This window comes from Gordonia aquimaris (genome assembly GCF_026262595.1).
Lineage (GTDB): Bacteria > Actinomycetota > Actinomycetes > Mycobacteriales > Mycobacteriaceae > Gordonia > Gordonia tangerina.
Genome location: NZ_JAPKFM010000004.1, coordinates 291,358 through 318,050 on the forward strand (window position 1 = coordinate 291,358; position 26,693 = coordinate 318,050).

A 26,693-nucleotide genomic window follows, 5' to 3' on the forward strand; every position below is an offset into this window, starting at 1 on the left:
GGATCACATAGGGTCCTACGTCGGTGTCGGGAGGGGAGCCCCGCCGCCGGCGATCCGCCGCGTTCAGGAGGGATTGTGCAGAGGAAGCATCAGCATCGACCACCACAGTCTGCGCAGGCGATTCTGCAGCAGATCGCCCAGGTGGTCCACAATCCCGACCGCGACAGGTTCGAGCTGTGGGTGGCCGGCGACCTCGTCGGCGTGCTCGGGTACAGCACCGAGGTCAGCGAGGGAAAACCGACCATCACGATCCTGCACACGGTGCTCTACGACGAATACACCGGCCACGGTCTCGGCACCCGCCTGATGGTCGGGGCCATCGCGTATGTGCGTGACCAAGGAGCTCGGCTGAGGCCGGTCTGCTCGTTCACCAAGTCGTACCTCGATTCCCATCCGGGGATCGTGCCGCTGGCGCCGGCGTGAGCGCAGCCTAAGTTAGGCTACCCTGACGGAAGTTGCTGTCGAGGGAAGGCCGTGTCACATGGCGGAACAGACCAAGTCCAAGTCGCGCGGGTGGCAGGGCGCCGTCCTCAAGCTCATGGGTGCCGACGACTACGAGCTCACCGTGACCAGCAATGAACCGGTCACCGACGACTACATCCGGCTCGGCTTCACCGGCGGCGGCCTGCTCGCCGACCGCCCGGTCCACCCGACGATGTGGCTGCGCATCTGGTTCGAGAACAAGCACGGCAAGCTCCATCAGCGCGCCTACACCCTTGTCGATCCGGACCCGGCGACCGACTCGTTCTCCCTCGAGTTCGCCATCCACGACGGCGCAGCCACCCGGTGGGCGCAGTCGGCCCGGCCCGGCGACACCATCTCGTCGACCTTCATGGGGTCGAAGTTCGCCATCGGCGACCCGGCCCCCAAGGGCTGGCTGATCGCGGGCGACACCGCGGCGCTGCCGGCAATCAACTCGCTGCTCGACGCGATCTCCGCGTCGTCGAACCCGTCGGTGCCGGCGACGATCTGGTTCGAGTACGTGCACGAATCCGACACGTCGCTACCGCTGCGACTGCGCGACCAGGACACCATCAACTGGATCAAGCGTGACGGCACGGCGCTGACCGATGCGGTCCGCGATGCCGCGTTCGACGCCACCGATCATCACGGGTTCGTCGCCCTGGACATGAAGTCCACACGCGCGGTGTCGGGGTTGTTCAAGAACGACTACAAGCTTGGCAAGGCCAACGTGAAGGCCCAGGCCTACTGGCGGGAGAACGGTCCGGCTTCCTGACGACGCCGAGGCGTGAGCCCGGTCACGGCTCCTGCAGCGACCGGACCAGCACCGCCTTGTCGATCTTCCCGACCGCGGTGACCGGCAGGGTGGGCACCACCACCAGGCGGTCGGGCAGTTTGAACGACGCGAGTCCACGTTCGGCGAGGAACGTGCGGACCTCAGGGAGCGTCAGTTCGCGTCCCCGCGGATGATCGTGCGACAGCACCACCGCGGCGCAGATCTTTTCACCCAACGACTCGTCGGCAAGGCCGACGACTGCGGCTGCACGGATCGACTCGTGGGCCAGCAGATTCTCCTCGACGTCATCGGCAGCGACGTTCTCACCGGCCCGCACGATGGTGTCCTTGATCCGGCCGGTCACCGCGAGATGGCCCGACGGCAGTCGGCGTACCCGGTCGCCGGACCGGTAGAAGCCCTCCGGGGTGAACGAGCGTGCATTGTGCTCGTCGGCGCGGTAGTAACCGCGGATCGTGTACGGACCGCGTACCAGCAGTTCGCCGTCGGTGCCGTCGGGCACGTCGTCACCGTTCTCATCGACCACCCGCACCTCGTCGAACTCCGACATCGGTGCACCCTGCACCGCGTGCACCAACTCGCGGGGGTCGTCGAGGCGGGTGTAGCAGATGAGTCCCTCGGCCATCCCGAACACCTGCTGGACCACGTCGCCCAGTGCGGCATCGAGTGCGACGGCGTCGGGTTCGGCCAGCTTGGCGCCACCCACCTGCAGCAGTCGGAGACTGCTGATGTCGGCGGGTTCCCACTCGGTGGCCGCGCACCACACCTGGGCCAGCGCCGGGACGAGTGCGGTCACGGTGACCCGGTAGCGCTCGATCAGGTCGAAGGTGTTGTCCGGGCTGGGGTTGTCGGTGACGACGGTGTGCCCCCCAACCGTCATCACCCCGAGCATCCCGGGACAACACAGCGGGAAATTGTGGGCACCGGGCAGCGCCACCAAATACGTGTCGGCCGCAGTGAGTTCGGCCACCTCGGCGGAGCGGCGCGCGTTGTAGGCGTAGTCATTGTGGGTCCGCGCGATGAGTTTCGGCAGCCCGGTGGTGCCGCCGGAGATGAGGAACAGTGCCGGCGCGTCCGGGTCGGTGTCCTCGGCCGACGGCAATCTGGTGGTCTCCGGGTCGGCATCGGGCAGTGCGGCATACACGCCGGGGTCGCCGTCGACGAACACAGTCGCCACCGTGCCGACGCGTCGCTGCAGATCCGCGGCCAATTCGCGGTAGTCGTATCCGCGACGGTCGTCCTCGGTGATGTAGGCGACGGCAGCGGAACCGGCGGCGAGGTGTGCGATCTCGCTGACCCGATGCGCGGGCAGCGTCATCACCGGCGCCACACCGGCGCGCAGCAGCCCGAACAGCGTGATGACGAACGCCGCCGAGTTGTGTTGCTGCAGGATCACCCGCTGACCCGGCCGCAGGCCGGCCTGCACGAAGCCTGCCGCCCGGCGCAACACGGCGGCATACAGCTCGGCATAGCTGAGGGTGAGGTGGTCGGTGGTCGCGGTATCGGTGACGGCGGGCGCATCCGGGTGCCGGGCCGCGGCGCGTTCGAGTGGGTGCCACAACGGCTGGTCGGGAAAGATGCTTGCGTCGCGATAGCGCGCGGCGATTGCATCGGGGTGGGGGCGGAAGCCGATCTGCAGATCGGCTTCCGAGGTCGTGTCAGATGTGCCGACGTCAGACATGGGCGGCCGCCGTCGTGTGGAAGCCCAAGACGGCCGAGGTTCCGGCGCCGATGTCGATCACGCTGGGCTGCGGTTGCGGTGCGGGGCTCCGATCGTCGGCGATGACCAGTCCGATCAGGACGAGGGCCACCACGAACGCCGAGATCACCGCGGCGACGCCGGCGGCGGCGATCACGACCGGGATGTTCACTCGCCGCCGCCGCGACGATTTCCGGGCACTCATGGGGGTATTCAAACACACCGATTAGGCCAGGCTTACCGATGTGAGCTTCGGTTGTCCGTCTCCATCGTTTAGCCTTACCTAACGGGGGTTGTACGAATCACGAGCTTGTGCGAGGAGGACTCGGTCATGTCGCTGACCGTTGAAGCGGCCGCCGGGGGTGTGCCCGACGACCTGCGTCCGCCGCTCTCCGCGGCCCGGATCTGCGCCGCGTGGGCCGCATCGGGCGAGTTCGACGAGTATCTGGTGTACGAGCGTGAAGGTCGCTGGGTGTTCGCGGCCGGTGTGCGTGCACGGCTGATCCTCACCCGCAGCACGGTCGACGTCGTCGACGGGCACTCACGAACGACGACCGAGTGGTCGGGAGACCCAGCCCGTGTGATCGCCGATGCGCTGGCCGGCCTCAAGTCGTCGACGTGGCGTGTCTACGGGTGGGTGGGATTCGATTTCTGTGCGCCCCGTCATGGTCTGCTCGAGCGTGTTCCCGAAGACGCGGAGCTGGCGCATCTGATCGTGCCCGAGGTGGAGCTGGTCATCGAACCCGACACCGTCGATCCCGCCCACATCGACACCGGTGACACCGACCCGGATCGCGCAGCACGACTGCTGGCGGTCGCTGCGCGGGCAACGGCGCCGCCGGAGCCTGCGGCGGTCGATGTGATGCCCGTCGATGTGTCCGATGACCGGGACGACTACCGCGGCCGGGTCGCCCGCGCGGTCGACGAGATCGCCCGAGGCGACTACCAGAAGGTCATCCTGTCGCGGCGTGTCGACATCCCGTTCGACATCGACATCTCGGCCACCTTCGTCCGGGGGCGCGAGGCCAACGATCCGGCCCGGTCCTATCTGTTCCGACTCGGCGCGATGTCGGGCGCTGGGTTCAGCCCCGAGTTGGTGGTTGCCGTCGATGCCGACCGACGGGTGGTTACCGAACCGCTGGCCGGCACGAGAGCATTCGGACGCGGTGACGCCGACGACGCGGCTGCCCGCGCCGATCTGCTGTCCGATCCGAAAGAGGTTGTGGAACACTCAATGTCGGTACGCGCATGTATCGAGGAGATCGCCTCGATCGCCACCCCGGGTAGCACTGCGGTCAGCGAGTACATGGTGGTGCGCGAGCGCGGCAGCGTCCAACATCTCGCCTCGACGGTGGCCGGGCAGTTGGCCCCGAATGCCGATCCCTGGCAGGCGCTGTCGGTGTTGTTCCCATCCATCACCGCTTCCGGAATCCCGAAGGCACCTGCGTTGGAGGCGATCTATCGACTGGAGCCGGAGTCTCGCGGCTTGTACTCCGGTGCGGTGATCACCGCGTCGTCGGCCGGTGAACTCGAAGCCACCCTGGCGTTGCGCACGGTGTTCGCCACCGACGAAGCCGCGTGGCTGCAAGCGGGTGCGGGGATCGTCGGGCAGTCCACTCCGGCACGCGAATTCGAAGAGACCTGCGAGAAGCTCGGCAGCGTCGCGCCGTATGTGGTGCGACGCGGGGAAGGTGGCCGATGAGCGGATTCATGCGAGCACGCGACGAGGTCAAGGACGCCATCGCCGACGCGCTGGGCATTCCGCGTGACGAGATCGCCGACGACGCCGACCTCATCTCGCTCGGGTTGGACTCGATTCGGATGATGAAGATCGCCGGAGGCTGGCGTAAACGCGGACACCGTCTGAACTTCGCCCAACTCGCCGCCGATCCGAGTGTGGACGCCTGGGCCCGGATGCTCGACGCCACCGCGGCTCCCGCCGACAGCGCCACCACCGCCGACGCAACCCCGAATCCAGCCGAGAGCGCCCCGAACCCCGGCGACGGAACCCCGGATCTCGCCGAGGGTATCGCGGTTTCGGACGATGCCGCGTTTCCCCTCGCCCCCATGCAGCATGCGTACTGGATCGGCCGCACCGATGCCGCCGACCTCGGCGGGGTGGCCGCCCACCTCTACGTCGAATTCGACGGCGCCGGAATCGATGTCGAGCGCCTGCGGGCCGCCGCCGACCGTCTCGTTCAACGTCACCCGATGCTGCGTGCCCGCTTCCGGCCCGACGGCACCCAACAGGTACTCGACCACGTCGGCCGAGATCCGTTGGTAATCAACGATCTCCGCGCGGAAACTCCAGCGGCGATCGAACGCGAACTGGCTGTCCTGCGCGACACCAAGAGCCACCAGATGCTCGACGTCGCCGCAGGTCAGGTGTACGACCTGACCCTGACCCGGTTGCCGGACGCGCGTCATCGCCTGCACTTCGACATCGACATGCTCGCCGCGGATGCGATGAGCTACCGGATGCTGCTCGCCGATCTCGTCGCACTCTACGACGGCCAGGCGCAGCCTGCGGCCGAGGTCACCTACCGCGACTACCTCACCTATCGCGCCGAGCATCCCGACCCGAACCGCGACCGGGACCGCCGCTGGTGGTCGGAACGCCTCGACGAACTGCCGTCCGGACCGGCCTTGCCCGCCCGGAGCGAGTCTGCCGGCGCCACCGACAGCCACCCCGAACGACCCAACCGTGTGGTGCGCCATCACCATTGGATCGATGCCGCGACCAAGGAGACCTTGCTCGGTTCCGCGCATCAGCGCGGCGTGACGCCCGCGATCGCGCTGGCCGCGGTGTTCGCCGCCACCATCGGGGCATGGTCCAGCGATGATCGTTTCCTGCTCAACGTCCCGCTCTTCCACCGCGAGCCGTTGCATCCCGAGATCGAGAGGGTGTCCGGGGATTTCAGCTCCTCGGTACTCGTCGATGTCGACGTGAGGCACACCCGGTCGGTGCTCGATCTCGCCCGGTCGATGCAGAAAACGATGCACGCCAACGGGTCACACGCCAGCTACGGAGCGTTGGAGGTCCTGCGCGACCTGGGGCGTGCCCGCGGCGAACAGGTGTTGGCGCCGGTGGTCTACACCAGTGCGCTGGGCCTCGGTGAGCTGTTCTCCGAGGATGTGCTGGCGCGCCTGGGCGACCCCTCCTGGATCGTGTCGCAGGGCCCGCAGGTGACGTTGGATGCACAGGTGACCGAGGTGCGCGGCGGCCTGCTGCTCAACTGGGATGTCCGCGCTGCGGCGTTTCCGCCGGGCGTGGTGGAAGCGATGTTCGCGCACTATATCTCGGCCATCGAACGGCTGACCGACGGGGACGCCGGCTGGCTGGGTACAGCTGTTCCCGCGCTGCCCGCCCCGCAGCGGGAGGTGCGACGACGGGTCAACGACACCGCCGCACCGAGCAGTGGGCGAGTGCTGCACCAGGAATTCTTCACCCGCGCCGTCGCCGAACCCGACCGCGCCGCCCTGTTCTGGCGTGGCGGCACGCTGAGCTACGGCGAACTGGCGGGTCAGGCACTCGCGGTGGCCGGCGCCCTGCGCGATGCAGGGGTGCTTCCCGGCGACGCGGTCGGCGTGCAGATCCCGAAGGGGCCCGACCAGGTGGTGGCCACACTCGGGGTGTTCGCGACCGGGGCCACCTGGGTACCGATCGGTCACGACCAGCCGGTCACGCGCCGCGCGAAGATCCTGTCCACCGGCGACATCCGGGTGGTCCTCGGCGCCGACGGCGCGCTCGACGACATGCTCGACGGGGTCGTCGGCATCGACCTCGCCCACGCCAGGACGCATCGCGCGCCGTTCACGCAAGCCGTGCTGCCCGACCCGGAATCGATCGCCTACATCCTGTTCACCTCCGGCTCCACCGGCACGCCCAAGGGTGTCGAGGTGCCGCACCGGGCCGCGATGAACACCATCGACGACATCAACGACCGCTTCGCGGTGGGCCCCGAGGATCGCTCGCTGACCGTGGCGGCACTCGAGTTCGACATCTCCGTCTACGACATCTTCGGCCTCTACAGCGCCGGCGGTGCCGTCATCGCGGTGGACGCCGACGATGCCCGCGACCCGGCCGGCTGGCTCGATCTGCTGCGCACCCATCGCGCGTCGATCCTCACCTGCGTCCCCAGTGCGCTGGACATGCTGCTGACCGTCGCCGAGGAAGGATCTGCCGGGCTCGGAGATTCGCTGCGCGCGGTGTTGCTCGGTGGGGACTGGGTGGGCGTCGACCTACCGCGCCGCCTGCATGCTCTGGCACCCGGCGCCCGCTTCGCCGGCTTGGGCGGTGCCACCGAGATCGCCATTCACGGGACCGTCTGCGAGGTCGTCGATCCGCCGGCGCAGTGGACGTCGGTGCCGTTCGGAACCCCGCTGCGCAACGTGATGTGTCGCATCGTCGATTCGGCCGACCGCGACTGCCCGGACTGGGTCACCGGTGAACTCTGGGTCGGCGGTGCCGGTGTGGCGCACGGATACCGCAACGATCCCGAGCGCACCGCGCAACGGTTCATCGAACGTGACGGCCACCGGTGGTATCGCACCGGCGATCTGGCGCGGTATTGGCCGGACGGCACTATCGAGTTCCTGGGTCGGGCAGACCATCAGGTCAAGATCCGTGGATTCCGGGTCGAACTCGGTGAGGTCGAGGGTGCCTTGCGATCGGTCGACGGTGTTCGTCACGCGGTCGCGACCGTGCTCACCGCGCCCGGCGGTGCCCGCAGTCTGGCCGCCGCGGTCACCACCGACGACACCGCCGCCACGGGGCCGTCCGCCGAAACGATCGCCGCTGCGCTGCGGGAGTTGTTGCCTGCCTACATGATCCCGGCCACCATCGAGATCCTCGACGAGCTCCCGCTGACCGGGAACGGCAAACTCGACCGCGCCGCGATCGCCGCGGTGTTCGACGACACCGGCGCCGGCAACCATCAGAGGGTGGAACCGGCGGACGACCTCGAGCGGGCGCTGTTGATGATCGTCGTCGAGGTGCTCGGCGCCGACCCCGCCCGGATCGGGGTGACCGACGACTTCTTCGCCGTCGGCGGCGATTCGGTCCTCGCGACCGCCGTGGTGGCGCGCGCCCGGGAGTGGCTCGACGCCCCGCAGATCGGTGTGGTCGACATCTTCACCGCCCGTACGGTGCGTGAACTCGCGCAGCGCGTGGATGCGGCCGACGAACAGCCCGGCCGGCTCTACCAGGTGGCGGCGATCTACCTCGAGGTGGCGGCCATGGACGAGGCCGAACTCACCGATGCCGAACTGGCCGGGGGATCGCGCTGATGAGCACTCGACCTCCGCAGACCCTCCTGGTGATCGGGGCCGGCCCGAAGGCGATCGCCGTGGCCGCCAAAGCCTCCGTGATGCGTGGACTCGGGCTGCCGGCACCTCATGTTCGTGTGGTGGAATCGCATGCGGTGGGGGCGAACTGGCAGTCCATCGGCGGCTGGACCGACGGTCGTCACCGACTGGGCACCGGACCTGAGAAGGACATCGGTTTCCCGTACCGGTCGACGGTCACCGGCCGCACTGCACACAGCGACCTCAACGCCGAGATCAGCAGGCGGATGCAGGCCTACAGTTGGATGTCGTTCCTGGTGGAACATCAGACCTACGCCGAGTGGATCGATCGGGGACGTCCCAATCCGCATCACCACGTGTGGGCGCGCTACCTGCAGTGGGTGGCCACCCGCATCGACCTCGACATCACCATCGGCACAGTGCGTTCGGTCTCCGCCGACGACGACCAGTGGAGCCTGCAGATCACCACACCCGCCGGCAGCACCGACGAGGTGGTCGGTGATGGACTCATGATCACCGGACCCGGATCGAGCGACACCGCGATCCTCGACGACGAGCATGTGTTGTCGGTGGCGGCCTTCTGGGACCGTGTCTCGCGCCGCGACCTGCCGCTGGCCTCCCGCGCCGCGGTCATCGGTGGCGGCGAGACCGCAGGTTCCGCCCTCGACGAACTGGCCCGCCACGAGGTCATGTCGGTGTCGGTGATCTCGCCGGGCGCCACCATCTACACGCGCGGCGAGAGCTACTTCGAGAACGCCATGTTCAGCGATCCGACCGGATGGTCGGCCATCTCTCCCGCGGAGCGACGCGACGTGATCCGCCGCACCGACCGCGGCGTCTTCTCGGTCAGCGTGCAGGAGAACCTGCTCGGCGACAGTCGTATCCAGCATCTGCAGGGTCGCGTGGTGGCGGCGCGCCGAGCTGGTGAGCTGATCGCGGTGACACTGCACAACGAGGGGCGCGCCCCGCAGACCCTCACCTTCGACCTCGTCGTCGACGCGACCGGCGGTCAGCCGCTGTGGTTCTTGGATCTGTTCACCGACGACGCCGCGGACCTGCTGGAGTTGACCCTGGGCTGGCCGCCGACCCTGGAACGCATCGAGTCGGCCATCGGTCACGACCTCGCCGTCACTGGCCTGACGCCGAAGTTGTTCCTGCCCAACCTCGCCGGGTTCGCGCAAGGTCCGGGTTTCCCTAACCTGAGTTCGCTCGGCGAACTGTCCAACCGGATCCTGCGGATCACCGAGCGTCAGGGTCGCGGTGCGCGTGCGGCCCTCCTGAGTGAGGAAGGCTGACATGCTCGGATCACAGCTGCGGCACGTCGGCCGGGGTGCGGCCCAGGATGTGCAGGGCGATCCGCCGATCCGGTCGGACATCGAACTCACCCACATCGGTCCATCCGCGTCCGGTCAGCGCACGGCGAATCCGCGAGTTGCGCGCATCGGGCTCCAGAACCACTCGGCGACAACGAGTATCGGCATCGAAGATGGCCTGTGCCAACTCGGCGAGCCATCCCGACATCACGCCGCGGCCGGTGAGCGACGGGTCAGCGGTGGCGATGTGGATGCCCATGTCGTACGGATCGACCGGATACAACCGCGCGATCTCGTCGCGAGCGGGCCGGTACAGCTCGACATAGCCGATCTCCGTCCCGTCGAGCGAGACGATCAGCGGGCGCGAGTAGTCGCCGGCCAGTCGGTGCGACGAGTCGGCCCGCCACTTCGACTCCGACCACTCCTGCTCCCAGGTCTCCACGAGATGCGGCCGAGCGAACCACGACACCAGCATCGCCGGATCGTCGCCGGTCGGGTCCACCGCCCGCAACCGGAAACGGCCGGTCAGCGCCGGTACCACCGGGCCGCCGGCGGCGACCACATCCGTTCCGACATCGGTGATCTCGCGGCCGATGGTGTACTCATCGGGCGTCCCGGCAGCGGCGGATTCCATGAGGGTCGGCTCCGTTCGGTCTCGAGTGGACATGCTGGCCAGGCTAACCCACACAGGAAGTTGACATGACGCAGAACCAGACCGGCACCGCCCGCCCCGCCCTCGGTGCGCTGCGGCAGTTCCATCAGCCGCTGCGACCCGACCTCCCTCCGCTGCTGGTGTTTCCGCATGCCGGCGCCGGGGCATCGGCCTATCGCGCGCTGTCGGAACTGTTCAGTCGCGAGTTCACCGTGCTGATCATGCAATACCCCGGGCGCCAGGACCGGATGCGTGAACCGGCAGCCACCGCTCTCACCGATCTGGCCGCCGAAGCGCACACGGCCTATCTCGCCCGACCGGACGCATCCGAACGCCCGCTGACCGTCTTCGGCCACAGCCTCGGCGCCATCGTCGCGTTCGAATTCGTTCGCCGCGCGGAGGGTTCGGCGGTACCGATCGCGGGACTGGTGGTTTCGGCGGCGACCGCGCCCAGCAAGGTCGCCGACCTCCCGCCGCATCCGACCGACGACGACGGGTTGATGGCGCATCTGTCGGCGCTCGACGGCACCGGGGGAGCGGTGATGGGCAGCGACGCCGTCATGCGGATGGCGCTGCCGGTGCTACGCGCCGACTACCAGGCGTTCGACGCGTACAGCGCGACAACCGATGCGCGCATCGCCGCGCCGATCACGGTGCTCGGTGGCGCAGACGACCCGGTGATCCGGCCGCACGACCTGCATACCTGGACCCAGCACGCCGACGACGTCACGGTCAGCGTCCTCGACGGAGGACATTTTTACCTCGACGCCAACGACACGGAGATCCTCGAGGTGCTCGTCGAGACCCGCGACGCGGCCACCCACCGGGTGGGCCACTGATGAGCGTCGAACCCGTCGTCATCGCCGGTATGGCGGTGGAGGCGCCCGGTGGGATCGACACTCCCGAAGACTTCTTCGCCGCACTGGCCGACGGTGTGGAACTCATCGAACCGTTTCCGCGGGACCGCGACTGGCCGGTCGATCAGGTGCTGGCGCTCGGCGCACTCGAGGGTTGGGGTGAGGTCCCCGATGCCGGCGGATTCCTGCGCGGCGCGGCCGACTTCGACCCGCTGTTCTTCGGGGTGAGCCCCCGTGAGGCGGTCGCCATGGACCCGCAGCAGCGTGTCGCGATGCGGGTGGCGTGGCGTGCGCTGGAGAACGCGGGGGTCAACCCGGCGGCGCTGCGCGACCAGGAGGTCGGTGTCTACATGGGTGCCTCGATCGCCGAGTACGGGCCACGCGCCGCCGCGGTCAACGAATACTCCGGTCATCGCATCGCCGGTACCGCGCTGGGTGCGGTGGCCGGCCGGATCTCGCACGTCCTGGGTACGGTCGGCCCGTCGATGACCGTCGACACCGCGTGCGCGTCGTCGTTGACCGCGCTGCATCTGGCCGCCAACGCCGTGCGGTCGGGGGAATGCGAGTGGGCGCTCGCCGGCGGTGTGTGCGTGATGGGCTCTCCCGGCGCCTTCTTCGAGTTCGCCAAGAACAACGGACTGGCCGACGACGGACACTGCCGTTCCTACAGTGCCGGCGCCACCGGCACCCTGTGGGGCGAGGGTGCCGGCGTGGTGGTGGTGGAACCGGAGGGCCGCGCACGGCGGCTCGGCCATCGCATCTACGGCACCGTGCTCGGCACGCGGGTCAACCACAACGGTGGTGGCGGTCCGATCGTTGTGCCCAGTGCACGCGCCCAACAACAACTCGTCGATCGCACCATCGCCGCTGCCGGGGTGTGCCCGGCCGACATCGACGTGATCGAAGGGCACGGCACCGGTACGCCGCTGGGCGATCCGATGGAACTGGAGGCATTGCAGAACACCTACGGTGCCGCCCGGCCCGCCGACCGCCCGGTCCTGCTCGGGTCGGTGAAATCCAACGCGGGACACGCACAGGCGGCCGCGGGCATCCTCGGACTCATCAAGGTGCTGCAGTGTGGCCGACACGGGATGACCGTGCCGAGCTTGTACGCCGACGACCCCACCGCCGCCATCGACTGGGATCGCGGGGGGTTGCGCTTGTCGACGACGACACAGCCGTGGCAGGCGCGCGGAGACCGCCGCTACGCCGCGGTGTCGAGTTTCGGGGTGTCGGGAACCAACGCCCACGCCATCATCTCGATGCCGGTCGCGGAGAGCGAGGCAGCCCATGTCTGAGACGACCACACGCGCAATGTCGGGTGCCGCAGCCCCGTTCGCGGGACCGCGGATGCCCGACGGGCGGGTGCCGGTGCTGGTGAGTTCCGATGCCGCAGAGCTCATCGCAGCCGAGGCCGCAGCCCTGCACGACTACGTCCGAACACATCCGGGTGTGCCGGTGGCCGCCGTCGCCGATCAGCTGCTGCGCACCCGGCCGGCCCGCCGGCATCGCGCACTCATCCTCGCCACCGAGCCTCATCAGCTCGCCGGCGCGCTCGACGCACTCGCCGAGGGACGGCCGCATCCCGACGTCATCGTCGGTGCCGGCGCCGCCACATCCCGGCAGATCGCCTACACCTTCCCCGGCCAGGGCAGCCAGCGACCCGGCATGGGACGGGGGTATCACGCACTCTCCGAACCGTATCGGCGCGCGGTGGAGGAATGTCACACACAGTCGATGCGACTGTTCGGCACGTCGCCGCGCGACTACGTGCTCGGCGAGCTCGCCGAGGACGACCCGGCGGCATCCGATGTCCGGGTGATCCAGCCGGCCCTGTTCATGCAGATGGTGGGGCTCACCGCGATGTGGGACGCCGCCGGAGTGGCGCCCGCGGTCACCGTCGGGCACTCGCAGGGTGAGATCGCCGCCGCCTACCGCAGTGGTGCGATGACGTTGCCGGATGCGTTGACGATCGTGACCATCCGCGCCCGGCTGGTCCACGAGCTGTCGCCGCGCGGGCACACGATGGCCGTCGTCGGCATCGACGTCGACGAATGCGAGGACATGCTGGCTCGCCACTCTGGGTGGGCGCAGCTGTCGGTGGTCAACTCCGCCCACATCCTGTGCATCTCCGGCCAACGGGACACAGTGCTCGAGATGGTGGAATCGCTCACCGCCCAAGGCAAATTCGCCAAGGAGATTCGCGTCGAGTATCCGGCGCACACCAGCATCGTCAGCGAGTATCAACCCGCCTTCCTCGACGCGCTGGGCACGTACCTGGAGAACGAGTCGATGCTGGCCGGCGGTGTGCCGTGCGTCGGCGCGACACTTGGCGGTGCCCTCGACGAGTCGATGTCGCTGGGCGACTACTGGTTCTGGAACCTGCGCAACAGGGTGCGCTTCGACAAGGCGATCAGCGATGCCGCGCGGACCCATGGCGCCGACCTGTTCGTCGAGATGTCCGAACACCCCACTCTGTTGCTCGCGATCGGCGAGACGCTGGCCGGGGTCGACGATGCCGGATCGAGTCGACAGATCCTCGGTACGTCGCGGCGTGATGCCGATGGCCTGGCCGAATTCACGCGCAACGTCGCCGCGGTGGCCGTCGCCGACACCGGATTCCGGTGGGACGCGCTGGGGGACGCCGACGCGCAGGCGACTCCGCGGCCACCGCTGGAAGGGTTCCCGAACACCGTGATGCGCCGGGTCCATCTGTGGGCCGACCGCGAATCCGGGCTCGGCGACGACGTCAACTCGCCGGACTGGGCCGCCCGGCAGGTCGGCCGGGCCGCGCATCGTCTGCAGGCCGGTTGGCTTCCGTTGAAGCGCCGCAAGACCCAGGCGCCGAGAAAGATCGCGGTGCTCGATCCCACCGGTCAATGCGCGGACCTGGCCGCGCAGATCTGTGCGGCGGCTCCGGATCACGGCGCAGTCGCCGACGTGGTCGACCCGACGACGACCGACGGTCAAGGGCAGCAACCGGAGTCGGAGTTCGACACCGTGCTGCTGTTGACCGGCCTGCCGGGCACCAAACCCGACACGGCCGGCGATCACCTCGCAGCTGTTCTCGCCGACGGACGCTGGCGGCCCGGCCCGGGGCCGCTCGTCGAACAGTTCTGGTGGCTGACGATCGATGGTGAATCGGTGGACAGCGACGCGGCCGGAGACGGAACGGCACCGGATCTGGTCCAGGCCTCGGTGAGCTCCGCGCTGCGGTGCGCGGCCGCCGAACACCCGGGTACCCGGTTCCGACACCTCGACCTCGGCGCCGCCGAAGACACTGCGTCCGCCGGCGAGCGGGCATCCGCTGTGCTGTCCGCGCTGCACATCGCCGACGAACCGGAGATCGCGCTGCGCGGGGGCTCGCCATTCGTGAAACGACTGATCCCCGCCGCACCCGATGCGACGACCGCCGCGCCGCTGCGGGCAGACACGCCACACGTCCTCATCACCGGCGGCACCGGCAAGCTCGGACTGGAATTCTGTGCGCACTTCGCGTCGGGGGGCGCCGGCCGCATCACGCTGGTCAGCCGCTCGGGCGGCACGGCGGAGGCACTCGGCCGTATCGACGCCATCCGCCGTCGATACCAGACGGTCATCGACGTGGTCGCCTGCGACATCGGCGACGAGGCCGCGATCGACGACCTCGCGGCCCGCCTGCCCGAACCCGTCAGCGTGGTCCTGCACGCGGCCCTGAACTATGTGGCGGGGCCGATGGAAACCATCTCCACCACGGACATCGCGACCGCCACCCGCGCCAAGGTCGTCGGCATCGGCAACGTCATCCGCGCCGTCCCACAGGTCGACGATGTGCGCGTGGTGCTGTGTTCGTCGCTGGCCGCGACGCTGGGCGGCCGTGACCAGGCCCTGTACGCGATGGCAAACCGGATGCTCGACGTCACGGCCGCCGAGCTGCGCGCCGACGGGATCAACGCGGTGTCGGTGCAGTGGGGACTGTGGCAGGCTCAAGGGCCGCTCGACGCCGACGGTGTGGCCCGGGTGGCAGGCGCCGGGGTGATCCCGATGGCTCCCGCTGCGGCCATCGCGGCGGGATTCGCGGATCTGTCCGGTGACAGCGTCGTCCTCGCCGCCGACTTCGGCGAGTTGCGTGCATTGCTGAGTGTGCTGGGAGCCGCGCAGATCCTGACCGAGGTCGGTGACAGCCCCACGCCGTCTGTCGGCGATCCGGCACCCGCGGCACCGCCCCCGGTCACTCCGATGGAGACAGTCGACACTCCTGCACCTGGCGCCGACAGTGTCGAAGCGGGTCCTGGGACGACCAAATCTGGCCAGGCCGAACTGCTCCGCGCCGAACTCGCCGGCGCGATGGGCTTGCCGGCGGGCGAAATGGATCTCGACCCCGATCTGCCGCTGGTAGCACTCGGTCTGGATTCACTGCAGGCCCTCGACCTACGCAAGCGAGTGCAGGCCACGCTCGGCCAGGATCTCCCGATCGAGGCGATACTCGGTGGTGCGACGTTGCGGGAGGTCATCGCCCTGATGGCTCCTGACATCCCTGCAGGTCGATGAAGTAAGGTCAGGCTAATGAAACAGCACGGGCCCAGTGAGGGGAGCGAGCCCATGTCGAGCGATTACGACGACACCGCCACCGGACCGATCGGTGCCCAGGCCTACTCGGCAACGCCAGAGCAGTCCGCGGCCGACAGCGCCGTGGACACCCCGACCGACGAGCCGGCAGATGACTCGGGCGACGCCACGAATGGCCCGGCCGGGGGTGTCAGCTGGCCGACCGTGCTCGTGGCCGGCGGCGTCTCGGCGATCATCTCCGCGCTGATCGTGACGATCGGTGTGGTCGGTCTGTTGCTGTCCGACATCGGGCAGGGCACGTCGGCATCAACCGCGCAGCCCACGGTGGTCAACCTGGGTTCCGCGCAGGGACAGCTGCCGCAGCAGGCGCCCACCGCCGGTGCGCCGACGTCTGCCGCACCGCCGGCCGGTGCCGCGAACCCGTCGATCGCGGCCGGGCCCAAGGGGGAGGTGCTCGGCCCGCCCGGCGAGGGCAGCAGCGCCGACCTGCCCGCCGGTGGCGGCGCCTCCGGCGGGGGACTGGCACCGGGTGCGGTGCCTGAGGCAGCCCCGCAGCAGCCGACCCAGCAGACTCAGCAGACCACCCAGACGACCACCGCATCGCGTGCGACGCCGACGGTCGGTCAGCTTCAGAACGACCTCGACGTCCTCGTCGGTGGTGGATCGAATGCCCAGAAGGCGCAGCGTCTGGAGGGTGGTCAGCGCGCAGTGAACCAGGCGCAGCCCATCGTGCTGCTGCTCCAGCGGTTCAAGCCGCTCGGTTTCACCTACAACGTGACCGGGCCGGTCACCGTGAACGGCAACACCGCCAAGGCGACGCTGGAACTGAAGTCGCCGGGCTACCAGCCGGCCCGCATGCCGGTGTACTGGGTGTGGCAGGGCGGCCAGTGGAAGTTGTCGAACCGGTCGATCTGTGACATCGGTTCCTACGCGCAGATCCCCTGCAGCCTCTGACCGCGATGGCAGACGATCTCACCCAGCGCCGGAAAGAACTTCTCCGTCAGCGGCTGGCGGCCGGCGGGCTGGCCGGTTCCGGTACGGACACACTGATCGCGGCCCGCCCGGACGGTGCGACGAGTCCGTTGGCGGCGGCCCAACGCCGACTCTGGTTCGTGTCGCACCGCGACAGCGCGGACACCAGCCTCAACGTCGGGGTCGCCTATCGGCTCGCCGGTCCGCTCGACGAGGAGCGGCTGCGTGCCGCGTTCACCGCGGTGGTGGCCCGCCACGAGATCCTGCGCACCACCTACGAATCGGACGATGACGGCGAGCCACGTGCGCGTCATCACGCCGCCGCCACCCTGGCCTGGCGCACCGACGACATCGGCGATCTGACCGGCACTCGTCGCGACCGGCGGCTGACGGTGCTCGCGCGCCGGGAGTTCGGGACGCCGTTCGATCTCACGACGCAGCCGCCGATCCGGCTGCTACTGATCGCCTCCGGCACCGACGAACACATCCTGCTGCTCACCGTGCACCACATCTGCTGGGACGACGAGTCGTGGCCGATTCTGTTCGACGAGGTCAACCGCGCATACAACGCCGAGGACGGTGTGGCCGACGCCGGCGGGTCGACGCCGTTGCCGCGGCAGTATGTCGACCTGCCCGACACCGACGCCGCGACAGTGGCCGCAGACCTCGACTATTGGCGAACCCAACTCACCCCGCTTCCGGAACCGGTCGGCCTACCGGCCCGGCGCGCCGACGCCTCCGGGCGGCGCCAGAGTGCGCTGCTCACCCGTCCGCTGCCCGACACCATGCGTGACCGAGTCGACGAGCTGGCCCGCACGGGCGCGGTCAGTCCGTTCACCGTCTACGCCGCCGCCCTCGACGCGCTGATCCATCGGCTCACCGGGGCCACCGACTTCACGATCGCGGTTCCGGTCACCCAGCGGCCTGCCCAGGCAGCCCCGCTCATCGGCTACTTCGGCAACACCCTGCTGATGCGAACCCGGCTGGCCGGCCACGACAACTTCGACCGGCTCATCTCGCTGGCGGGACAGCGCCTGACCGACGGACTGGCCCACCAGAGTGCGCCGATCGACGCGGTTGTCGGAGCGCTCAACCCGCAGCGCGCGCCCGGAGCCGACGGACTCGAACAACTCGTCGAGATCAGCCTCAGCGCCCGCGGCGACGCACAGGGCTTCGCCTTGCGCGGAGTCGCCGCTGAACCTCTCGTCGAGCTGAGCACGCCGAATGGTCAGCTGCCGTTGGAGTTCAGCATCGTGACCGGTGAGCAGGCGTCGCTGGAGATCGAATACGACACCGAACGCTTCGGCGACGTCCTGGCATCCGACATCGCCGACGGCTACCTCAACCTGCTCGAGCACATGCTGGGCAATCCGCTCGCGCCGATCCGGGACCACGAACTTCTCGCCCCCGCCGCACGCGAGCGCGTGCTGGCGGCCTCCACCGGGCACCGCGCGCCGGTCGCGTCGAGTACCGTCGTCGATCTGTTCGCCGCCGCGGTCGCCGCGCGCCCCGAGCATGATGCGGTCGTCTCCGATGATGTCACCCTGAGCTACCGGGCCCTCGACGAGCGATCGAACCGGCTGGCGCACTGGCTGATCCGATCGGGTGCGGGCCCCGACGACGTGATCGGACTCCGCCTCGGCGCATCGGTCGGATTCGTGGTCGCCGCGCTGGCTGTGCTCAAGTCGGGTGCCGCATATCTGCCGATCGACCCCGACTATCCGGCCGACCGAACCGAGTTCCTCATCTCCGACGCCGCGCCTCGCTTGGTACTCGACGCAGCCGCGTTGGCGGCCGCCGAGGAGGAGGTGTCGTCGAACACGGAATACGCCTCGGCGGCAAGCGCTCCCACCGACGCCGAACGTCGATCGCCGCTGCATCCATCGAATCTCGCCTACGTGATCTACACCTCCGGTTCCACCGGGGCGCCGAAAGGTGTTGCGGTGTCGCACGATGCCATCGCCGATCATCTGATCGGATTCGGTGCCGGCGAGGTGATCGGTGCCGAGGATCGGCTCGTGCAGACGTCGTCGGTGAGCTTCGACGCATCGATGTTCGAGATCTTCTGCACCTTGGCCGTGGGCGCGACCCTGGTGGTGCCCAAGCCCGGTGCGGTGCACGACATCGCCTATATGGCAGAGCTTCTCGTACGTCGTCGCGTGACCGTGATGCACATGGTGCCGACCTTGCTGTCGACGCTGCTGATGGTGCCGGAGGTCAAACAGTGGACGATGCTGCGCACCGTCCCGGTCGGCGGCGAGGCCTTCTCCGGCGAGGTGGCCGACGCCTTCACCACCAACTTCGATGCGGCGTTGTCGAACAACTACGGACCCACCGAGGCCGTCGTCGCAGCCACACATCACCCGATCACCACACCCCAGGGCAACACCGTGGTGCCGATCGGCACACCCAACACCAATGTGGCCGCTTACCTGCTCGACCCGGGACTGCGGTTGGTCCCTGACGGTGTGGTCGGGGAGATCTATCTCGGCGGTACGCAACTGGCGCGGGGATATCTCGGTCGCCCGATGCTCACCGCGACGCGGTTCGTCGCCGATCCGTTCACGCCGGGAGCTCGTCTCTATCGCACCGGAGACCTCGCGCGCCGAAATCCCGACGGCGACCTGGAATTCGTGGGCCGCGCCGACGAGCAGGTCAAGGTGCGCGGATTCCGCATCGAACTCGGTGAGGTGGAAGCCGGTCTGACCCACCATCCCGACGTCGCCCATGCGCTCGTCCTGGTGGACTCCGACGATTCCGGTGCGCGTCTGATCGCCTACGTCATCCCGGCGGCACACGCAGGGTCGGCGATCGACCTCGACGCGGTGTTGGCCGACGCCCGCACCCGCCTTCCGGACTACATGGTGCCGTCCGCGGTCGCCGTCATCGACGAGGTGCCGCTGACGACGCACGGCAAGCTCGATCGGGATGCGCTGCCGATCATCACGGTGCGTCCCCGCGATGACCGGGAACCGCAGACGCCGACCGAGAAGCGGATCGCGGCGGTTTATGCCGAACTGTTCGGCCGCGACGACATTTCGGCCGGAGCATCGTTCTTCGACCTGGGTGGCCATTCGTTACTCGCTGCTCGGCTCGTGACCACGTTGACTACCGAGTTCGGTATCGATGTGGATGTACGTCTGCCGCTCGACAATCCGACCGTCGCCGGGCTGGCGGCTGCGGTGAATGCCGCGGTGCGCGATGAGTTCGGTATCGACCTCGACGACCTGGGCGATATCGACGACCTGGGTGAACTCGACGCCCTGGATGACGGTGCTGTCGGTCTCGACGACAGCACCGGCGTCGACACCAGCGTCCCGGCCGCACCATCGGTGAGCATGCCGGCACCCCCGAACGCCACGGCATCCACCCGCCCACCGTTGCGCCACGTCGATGTGCCCGACCCGGTTCCGCTGTCCTTTTCGCAGCTCGCGATGTGGTTCCAGCACCGTTTCGAAGGGCCGGGCGCGGCGGGGAACATCCCGCTGGCGTTGCGACTCGACGGTCCGATCGACGTGGCTGCGCTGCGTGCCGCGCTCGACGATGTGGTCGCCTGCCACTCCGCGCTGCGCACCACGTTCGTGGAGCGCGACGGCCTGCCGACCGCACGCGTCGCCGACAGTGTGAGTCTGGACGTGCCGGTTGTCGACGTCGATGGCCCGGACACGCTCACCGCACAGTTGGCTCAGACCCGCGAGCACCTCTTCGACCTCGCCGAGGGGCCGCTGCTGAACGTGAGTCTGCTGCGCGAGAACGACACCCGGCACACCCTGTCGTTGGTGGTACATCACATGGTGATCGACCACTGGTCCACCGATGTGCTGATTGACGATTTGATCGCGGCCTATCGGGCCCGCGTCGCGGGGATGGCGCCCGCACTGCCCACACCGGAACTGACCTACACCGACTACGCACTCTGGCAGCATCGGGTGTTCCCGGTGGGGGTGGACCGAGCCGACGTGCACGCCACGGATGCGTCCGGTGCCGCGAAGTCCGACAGCGCCGCAGATCCGGACAGCGCAGCAGAATTCGGCCGTCGGCAGATCGAGCACTGGCGTGCCGTGCTCGACGGGCAACCAGATGAGATCACGGTTGCCGCTGATCGGCCACGCCCGCCCGCGCTCGGGAAGGCCGGCGTGCTCGCCGACCTGACGGTGTCCCCGGAAACGCATCGACGGTTACGGCGCACGGCCGATGATTGCGGCGCCACCGAGTTCATGATGATCACCGCTGCGTTGACGGCACTCTGGAGCAGGCTCGGTGGTGGGGACGACATCACCATCGGCACCCCAGTGGCCGGACGCGTCGACGTCGGTACCGAACGCCTCGTCGGTCTGTTCGCCAACATGGTGGCACTGCGTTCGCGTACTGACGGCGCGCCGACCGTGCGGCAACTCATCCGGCGTTGCCGCGACACGGTCCTCGACGCCTTCGCTCACCAGGATGTGCCCATCGAGCGGCTCGTCGAGGCGCTCAATCCGCGGCGAACCAGATCCCGGAACCCGCTGTTCCAGAGCATGATCCACTTCCGTGATCGGGACCAGAACATCACCGGCCGGCCGCTCGACGACGCCGATGCCACCATTGCGCTGCTGCCCGTGGAGCAGGACACCTCGTTCCTGGATCTCAACGTGATCCTCACCGTGAGCGCCGACGGCGGTCTCGACGGTCGCATCGTCGGCAGTGCAGATCTCTACGACCAGAGCACCATCGACGGGATCGCGGCCGCGCTCGGCGCCATGCTGACCGCCTTCGCCGCGGACGCCGACACCCCGGTCGAGGCGATCGTGCTGCCGCCGCTGCCCGGAGTGATCACCCCGGACATGCACGCGGAGGACCCGGCCGAACTCGCCGCCATCATCACCCGCGACCGGCCGCACCGCGTGCACGCGACACCGCGGACGCTGGCGGCGCTACAGCACACCGGGTCGACCGACCTGGGGTCGGTGCGCGAGTGGGTGGCCACCGAGTCGGGGGCGGGAGCCGCACTCGGGGAGACGCTGTCCGCGTTGGCACCCGGATCGCGATTCACCGATCCGTTCGATTCGACTCCGGCGCCGATGGTGATGGCGATGACCGCGACTGCCGGGGGAGGGGCGCAGACCCCGACCGAGGAACGGCTGATCGTCATCCTGTCCGATCTGCTCGGTGTGGACGGACTCGGTCGCGATGACAACTTCTTCGCCGTCGGTGGCGACAGCGTCATCTCGATCCAGTGGTCAGCCCGCGCAGCCGCGGAAGGTCTCCCGCTGGCACCGCAGCAGATCTTCGATCACTATTCGATCGCCGAATTGGCCGCGGCCGTCGACGAGGAGCAGGCCCGATCGTCGGCCCAGGATCCGGGTGCCGATCAAGCGGGGAGCGATTCCGCAGCACGGCACGCCGATGACCAGGCCGACGCTGCACCGATGAGTGCGTCGGGTCTCAGCGACGACATGCTGTCGTCGCTCGGCGCCGCCTGGAAGTCGCAGCAGTGACCACCGCGCCCGAGATCGAGGACGTGCTGGCGCTCAGCCCCCTGCAGGAAGGGCTGTTCACGCTGTCCGAGATGGCCGGCGAGGGGTTCGATGTCTACTCGATGCAATTCGTCGTCGAGATCACCGGCCCGCTCGACGTGGACCGGCTGCATCGCAGCGTCGACGTGATCGTCGACAGACACCCTAATCTCCGGGTGTCCTTGTGGGACAAAGATCTACCGAAACCGGTGCAGATCGTGCCCAGTCGCGTCAAGGTCCCCTGGGAGGAAATCAGCGCCACCGCCGCACAGTTCGACGAATTGGCCGCCGCCGAACGCGCCCGCCGGTTCGATCTGCGCCGCGGGCCGTCGATCCGGGTGAAGCTCGTCGAGCTCGACGGCCGATGGCGACTGCTGGTCACCGCACATCACATCCTGATGGATGGGTGGTCGATCGCGCTGTTCTTCTCCGAACTGCTCACGATCTACGCCGCGGGCGCCTCGAGTTCGACATTGCCGCCGGTTCGGCCGTACCGCAACTACATCGCCTGGTTGGCCGCGCAGGACGTCGACGCCGCCCGCGCGCGGTGGGTGGATCACCTCGCGGGGGTCGAGCCGTTGATGCTCGGTGAGGCCGGTACGACGACCACCGAACCCGTGCGCACGCGTCATCGTCTGCCGGTCGCCGACACCGAACGCCTGATCACGTGGGCCAGATCGGCGGGCCTCACGGTCAACACCGCGGTCCAATACGCGTGGGCCACTGTGCTCGGAAGGCTCACCGATCGAGACGACGTCGTGTTCGGGACCACCATTTCCGGGCGTCCGCAGGGTCTTGCGGGCGCCGACGAGATGATCGGCCTGTTCATCAACACCGTCCCGGCGCGCGTCCGACTCACTGCGGCCGCCGGTGAACCCGAGACGGTGAGAGCGAACTGCGCTGCCCTGCAACGCACGTCGATCCAGATGCGCGACCACGGATACCTGGGGTTGTCGGACATCCAACGGGCGTCGGGGCATTCGGCCCTGTTCGACACGCTCTTCGTATTCGAGAACGCCCCGATCGGGTCGGCCACCGAGCCGGTCTCCGCGCCCGACGGCACCCGCTTCCTACCGCTGGCGATGGAGAGTTTGGCGCACTACCCCCTCACCGTCGTCGCCTACGTGCTCGACGGCGAACTCGTCATCATCACCGAGGCGATCGACGGTGCGCTCGGTGACCTCCGCCCGGCCGAGATCGCGGCGCGACTGCTGCGGGTGCTCGAACAGCTGCCCGCCGCGGGCGATGGTCCCACAGATGCTATCGACGTGCTGCTGCCCGAGGAGCGCGCACTGATCGACCGGACCTCCACGCGGCGGGCCGAGGCCGCAGACCTCGCACCGTCGGTGATCGCGGCGTTCCTCGATCAGGCCCGTCGGACACCGGAGGCACCTGCGCTCGTCGACGCGACACAGTCCATCGGCTACGCCGCGCTTGCCGCGCGCTCGTCCCAGCTCGCCGGTGAACTCCGCGCCCGCGGCGTTGGACCCGAGTCGGTGGTCGCGATCGCGCTGCCGCGATCGGCGGATTCGGTCATCACCATCCTGGCCACGATGCTTGCCGGTGGCGCATACGTCCCGGTCGATGTCGCGTTGCCCGATCAGCGGATGGCCAACATGCTGGAGCAATCCGGTGCGCGGGTCGTCGTGACCGATCTGGCCAATCTGTCGCGGTTCCGGACCGACGGCAGGGTCACCGCGGTGGTCGTCGATGATGCTGACACGGCCGACCGGATCGCCGCCCGTCCCGCTGAGATCACGCGCCCCGCGCTATGCCCCGAGAGTGCCGCCTACGTGATCTTCACGTCGGGGTCGACCGGAGAACCCAAGGGTGTCATAGGCACTCATGCGGCGTTGGTGAGCTACTGCCGCGACCACCGCGATCACATGCTCACCCCGGCACGCCAGCGGCTCGACCGGCCGCTTCGGGTGGCACATGCCTGGACGTTCAGCTTCGATGCGTCGTGGCAGCCGCTGGCGGCGCTCCTCGACGGTCACGCCGTCCATCTGTTCGGTGAGGACGAGATGCGCGATGCAGGACGACTTGTCGCCGGACTCGCCGAGCGCGCCATCGACATGATCGACACGACACCGTCGATGTTCGGTCAGCTCGCGGCGGCTGGACTGGTCGGTGATGAAGGCGTCGGTCATGCCCATCTGTCCGTACTCGCGCTGGGTGGTGAGGCGATCGGCCCCGCGCTCTGGCGTCAGTTGAGCGCGCTACCCGGCACCACCGCACACAACTGTTACGGGCCCACCGAGACCACGGTGGAGGCCGTGGTCGCTCGGATACCGGACTCGCCCGTGCCCACGATCGGCTCACCCACCGATCGGATGGCCGCCTACATCCTCGACACCCGTCTGCGTCACGTTCCTACGGGGGTCGCCGGGGAGCTGTATCTCTCTGGCACGCAGGTCACCCGCGGCTACACGGGCAAGGCGGCGATGACCGCCGGACGCTTCGTGGCCGACCCGTTCACCGAAGGGGAACGGATGTATCGCACCGGAGATCTGGTGCGCCGTAACGATCGTGGCGACATCGTCTTCGTCGGTCGTCGCGATGACCAGGTGAAGATCCGCGGCTATCGCATCGAGACCGGCGAGATCGAGGCGGCGCTGCGGCGGCTGCCCGGGATTCGGTCGGCTGCTGTCGTGGTGGTCGACCGGACGGCCGGTCCCGCGCTCGTCGGATTCGTTGCCGGTGCCGAGCTCGACGTGCGCCTGGTGCGATCAGGGTTGGCCGAACTGCTGCCCGCGCACATGGTGCCCACCCGGATCGTCACGCTGCCGGTGTTGCCGATGAACAGCAACGGCAAGGTGGACAGCCGTGCTCTGGCCGAGTCCGCGGCGCAGGCCCTGCAAGCGCGATCCGGCGCGGACAGCGCCGACCTGACCCCCACCGGCCGCGTGGTGTCGTCGGTGATCGGTGCGGTCTTGGGGAGTACCCCGGCGGCCGACGAGGACTTCTTCGACCTCGGCCTCGACAGCATCGTCGCCATGGCCGCGGTGCACGCACTGCGCGAGCACGACCTGACCGTGACACCACGGATGGTGTTGGCGCATCCCACGGTCGCCGACCTCGCGGATGCCATCGACCGCCACGTCGATGAACCCGACGCCACCCGCGCCGGCCCCGGCATCGTGCCCGCCCTGCCCATCGTGGAATGGCTCGACGAGTACGGCAACGATCGGCGATTCACGCAGACCGTGCTGTTCGCGTTGCCAGATGGTCTGTCCGAGGGCGACCTGCAGACGATCCTGCAGACCCTCATCGACGGTCACGACATGTTGCGGGCCACGCGTACGCCCGCGGGGGTCGTCACCCGTGATGCTGGAACCGTTGACGCCGCAACTATTCTCAGCTCGATGCCGAGCACTGATCTGCCCGCGGGCATCACCACCGCCGCGCGACGCGCCAATGACGCGGTCGACCCCGACAGGGGGCGGATGCTGGCCGCGGTTCGACTGAACCGGCTGGGCGCCCATGACATCTTGCTGCTCGCGATCCATCACCTGGCTGTGGACGCAGTCAGTTGGCAGATCATCTTCGGCGACCTCGCCGGCGCCGGTGCGGCTCTGGCCGCGGGTGCCCCGCCGACGATCGACGTCGAACGCACCGACTATCGGTACTGGTGCACCGAGATCCGGGCCCGTGCCGATCGTCCGGAGGTGTCGGCACACCTCGACCATTGGGTCTCGCAGGTGTCCGCACCCGACGCCCCAATCGGTGCCCGGCTGCCGGACCCGCGCGTGGACACCTGGTCGTCGCTGCGGTCCGCGGTCACTCTGACACCCGCCGACATCACCGGGACCATCCTGGGCGCGCTGGACAAACGTATCGGCATGCGCGAATTCCTGCTGGCCGCACTGACCCTGACGATCGCCGGATGGCGGCGGGAACGTGGCGCCGATCCCACCCAGGGTGCCTATATAGCCCTCGAAGGGCACGGACGCGACGACGAACTGGCCGGCCCGTCGGTGGACACCACTCGAACTCTCGGGTGGTTCACCACCGTCTATCCGGTCCGGCTCGGCACCGGACACAATCTCGACCCCGCGGAGGCCGCTGGCGATCGGGCCGCCGCCGCCCGTCTGCTCGACGACGTCGCCACCGACCTCTCCACGATCCCCGGCAGCGGAATCGATTTCGGCATCCTGAAGTATGTCCGCGGCGTCGACGAGCTGGTCGATACGGTCGAGCCGCAGATCGAGTTCAATTATCTCGGCCGCTTCGATCTGCACGGTGCCGATTCGCGCGGTGTTGACGATTCGCCCAGCGGTGGGGGTTCGCGCCGTGGTGACGATTCGTGGCAGCCGTGGGCGCCGATCACCGACCTCGAGCTCAACGATCGGCTCCCTACCGATCCGGAGCCCGATCTGCCGCTTCGATACACACTCGACGTGGTAACCGTGGTGCGCGCCACCGAGAATGGCCCACAGCTCGTCGCCAACTGGCGTTACGGGGAGAGCCTGCTGACCGCCGGAGAAGCCGGACGACTCACCGAGCTGTGGCAGCTGTCGGTCTCCGCGCTGGCGTCGGTCGTTGCCGGCCAAGCCGGCTGATCGAGCGTGCTGACCGACCGGCCGCGATGGTGT

At 68.7% G+C, this 26,693-nt stretch carries 14 protein-coding genes; 11 read left to right on the forward strand and 3 right to left on the reverse strand.

From position 1 onward, the window contains the following. The first annotated feature begins 75 nt into the window (after nt 1–75). Both OSB52_RS06570 and OSB52_RS06575 read left to right on the forward strand, forming a co-directional pair. Nucleotides 76–423 (forward strand): GNAT family N-acetyltransferase, encoded by a 348-nt coding sequence (locus tag OSB52_RS06570; protein ID WP_235725818.1) that lies wholly within the window; start codon nt 76–78, stop codon nt 421–423. Nucleotides 424–481: 58 nt separating this feature from the next. After that, nucleotides 482–1,237: a siderophore-interacting protein gene (locus OSB52_RS06575; RefSeq protein ID WP_266060839.1), complete on the forward strand. Its 756-nt coding sequence runs from the start codon at nt 482–484 to the stop codon at nt 1,235–1,237. Between the two features lie 22 nt (nt 1,238–1,259). Here OSB52_RS06575 and OSB52_RS06580 read toward each other — a convergent pair whose 3' ends face one another. Together OSB52_RS06580 and OSB52_RS06585 are read right to left on the reverse strand one after the other, a co-directional pair. Continuing rightward, entirely contained in the window at nt 1,260–2,936 is a 1,677-nt protein-coding gene (locus OSB52_RS06580; protein ID WP_266060841.1) for a (2,3-dihydroxybenzoyl)adenylate synthase, read from the reverse strand. After that, nucleotides 2,929–3,159 carry a hypothetical protein gene (locus tag OSB52_RS06585; RefSeq protein ID WP_266060843.1) on the reverse strand — a complete coding sequence of 77 codons (231 nt, stop codon included), beginning with the start codon at nt 3,157–3,159 and terminating at the stop codon, nt 2,929–2,931. Before OSB52_RS06585 ends, OSB52_RS06580 begins: the two co-directional genes overlap by 8 nt. Nucleotides 3,160–3,285: 126 nt before the next feature. On the opposite strand from OSB52_RS06585, the gene OSB52_RS06590 reads away from it, so the two are divergent. From OSB52_RS06590 to OSB52_RS06600, 3 genes are read left to right on the forward strand one after another with little or no spacing between them, the layout of a single operon-like run. Continuing rightward, nucleotides 3,286–4,656, forward strand: a complete 1,371-nt coding sequence (locus OSB52_RS06590) for a salicylate synthase (RefSeq protein WP_266060845.1) — start codon at nt 3,286–3,288, stop codon at nt 4,654–4,656. Then, nucleotides 4,653–8,243, forward strand: coding sequence for a non-ribosomal peptide synthetase (locus OSB52_RS06595; RefSeq protein WP_372512346.1), 3,591 nt, complete (start codon nt 4,653–4,655; stop codon nt 8,241–8,243). Before OSB52_RS06590 ends, OSB52_RS06595 begins: the two co-directional genes overlap by 4 nt. Next, nucleotides 8,243–9,556, forward strand: coding sequence for a SidA/IucD/PvdA family monooxygenase (locus OSB52_RS06600; protein WP_266060846.1), 1,314 nt, complete (start codon nt 8,243–8,245; stop codon nt 9,554–9,556). Before OSB52_RS06595 ends, OSB52_RS06600 begins: the two co-directional genes overlap by 1 nt. A gap of 10 nt (nt 9,557–9,566) precedes the next feature. On the opposite strand, the gene OSB52_RS06605 is transcribed toward OSB52_RS06600, so the two are convergent. Next, a complete protein-coding gene (locus OSB52_RS06605; RefSeq protein ID WP_266060903.1) occupies nt 9,567–10,208 on the reverse strand; it encodes a GNAT family N-acetyltransferase in 642 nt (213 codons plus the stop codon). A gap of 65 nt (nt 10,209–10,273) precedes the next feature. Between OSB52_RS06605 and OSB52_RS06610 the strand changes: the two genes are divergently transcribed. The 6 genes from OSB52_RS06610 to OSB52_RS06635 are packed head-to-tail and all read left to right on the forward strand — an operon-like array spanning nt 10,274 to nt 26,660. After that, the gene (locus OSB52_RS06610) at nt 10,274–11,065 is read left to right on the forward strand and encodes a thioesterase II family protein (protein ID WP_266060847.1); all 792 of its coding nucleotides are present in this window, start codon (nt 10,274–10,276) and stop codon (nt 11,063–11,065) included. Further along, nucleotides 11,065–12,381: a beta-ketoacyl [acyl carrier protein] synthase domain-containing protein gene (locus OSB52_RS06615; RefSeq protein WP_277614943.1), complete on the forward strand. Its 1,317-nt coding sequence runs from the start codon at nt 11,065–11,067 to the stop codon at nt 12,379–12,381. Before OSB52_RS06610 ends, OSB52_RS06615 begins: the two co-directional genes overlap by 1 nt. Next, a complete protein-coding gene (gene nbtC / locus OSB52_RS06620; protein WP_266060848.1) occupies nt 12,374–15,613 on the forward strand; it encodes a nocobactin polyketide synthase NbtC in 3,240 nt (1,079 codons plus the stop codon). The genes OSB52_RS06615 and nbtC overlap by 8 nt, the downstream gene beginning before the upstream one ends. A 51-nt stretch (nt 15,614–15,664) precedes the next feature. Continuing rightward, nucleotides 15,665–16,585, forward strand: a complete 921-nt coding sequence (locus OSB52_RS06625) for an MTB12 C-terminal domain-containing protein (RefSeq protein WP_235725810.1) — start codon at nt 15,665–15,667, stop codon at nt 16,583–16,585. A gap of 5 nt (nt 16,586–16,590) precedes the next feature. After that, nucleotides 16,591–22,080, forward strand: a complete 5,490-nt coding sequence (locus OSB52_RS06630; RefSeq protein ID WP_266060850.1) for a non-ribosomal peptide synthetase — start codon at nt 16,591–16,593, stop codon at nt 22,078–22,080. Then, nucleotides 22,077–26,660 (forward strand): non-ribosomal peptide synthetase, encoded by a 4,584-nt coding sequence (locus tag OSB52_RS06635; protein WP_266060852.1) that lies wholly within the window; start codon nt 22,077–22,079, stop codon nt 26,658–26,660. The genes OSB52_RS06630 and OSB52_RS06635 overlap by 4 nt, the downstream gene beginning before the upstream one ends. The last annotated feature ends 33 nt before the right edge of the window (nt 26,661–26,693 follow it).

What these genes read in the sequence shown, in the direction of transcription:
- OSB52_RS06595 (WP_372512346.1), top strand. Translation starts at nt 4,653, where the DNA reads ATGAGCGGATTCATGCGAGCACGCGACGAGGTCAAGGACGCCATCGCC.
- OSB52_RS06585 (WP_266060843.1), bottom strand. Translation starts at nt 3,159, where the DNA reads ATGAGTGCCCGGAAATCGTCGCGGCGGCGGCGAGTGAACATCCCGGTC.
- nbtC (WP_266060848.1), top strand. Translation starts at nt 12,374, where the DNA reads ATGTCTGAGACGACCACACGCGCAATGTCGGGTGCCGCAGCCCCGTTC.
- OSB52_RS06625 (WP_235725810.1), top strand. Translation starts at nt 15,665, where the DNA reads ATGTCGAGCGATTACGACGACACCGCCACCGGACCGATCGGTGCCCAG.
- OSB52_RS06610 (WP_266060847.1), top strand. Translation starts at nt 10,274, where the DNA reads ATGACGCAGAACCAGACCGGCACCGCCCGCCCCGCCCTCGGTGCGCTG.
- OSB52_RS06575 (WP_266060839.1), top strand. Translation starts at nt 482, where the DNA reads ATGGCGGAACAGACCAAGTCCAAGTCGCGCGGGTGGCAGGGCGCCGTC.
- OSB52_RS06600 (WP_266060846.1), top strand. Translation starts at nt 8,243, where the DNA reads ATGAGCACTCGACCTCCGCAGACCCTCCTGGTGATCGGGGCCGGCCCG.
- OSB52_RS06605 (WP_266060903.1), bottom strand. Translation starts at nt 10,208, where the DNA reads ATGGAATCCGCCGCTGCCGGGACGCCCGATGAGTACACCATCGGCCGC.
- OSB52_RS06590 (WP_266060845.1), top strand. Translation starts at nt 3,286, where the DNA reads ATGTCGCTGACCGTTGAAGCGGCCGCCGGGGGTGTGCCCGACGACCTG.
- OSB52_RS06580 (WP_266060841.1), bottom strand. Translation starts at nt 2,936, where the DNA reads ATGTCTGACGTCGGCACATCTGACACGACCTCGGAAGCCGATCTGCAG.
- OSB52_RS06615 (WP_277614943.1), top strand. Translation starts at nt 11,065, where the DNA reads ATGAGCGTCGAACCCGTCGTCATCGCCGGTATGGCGGTGGAGGCGCCC.
- OSB52_RS06630 (WP_266060850.1), top strand. Translation starts at nt 16,591, where the DNA reads ATGGCAGACGATCTCACCCAGCGCCGGAAAGAACTTCTCCGTCAGCGG.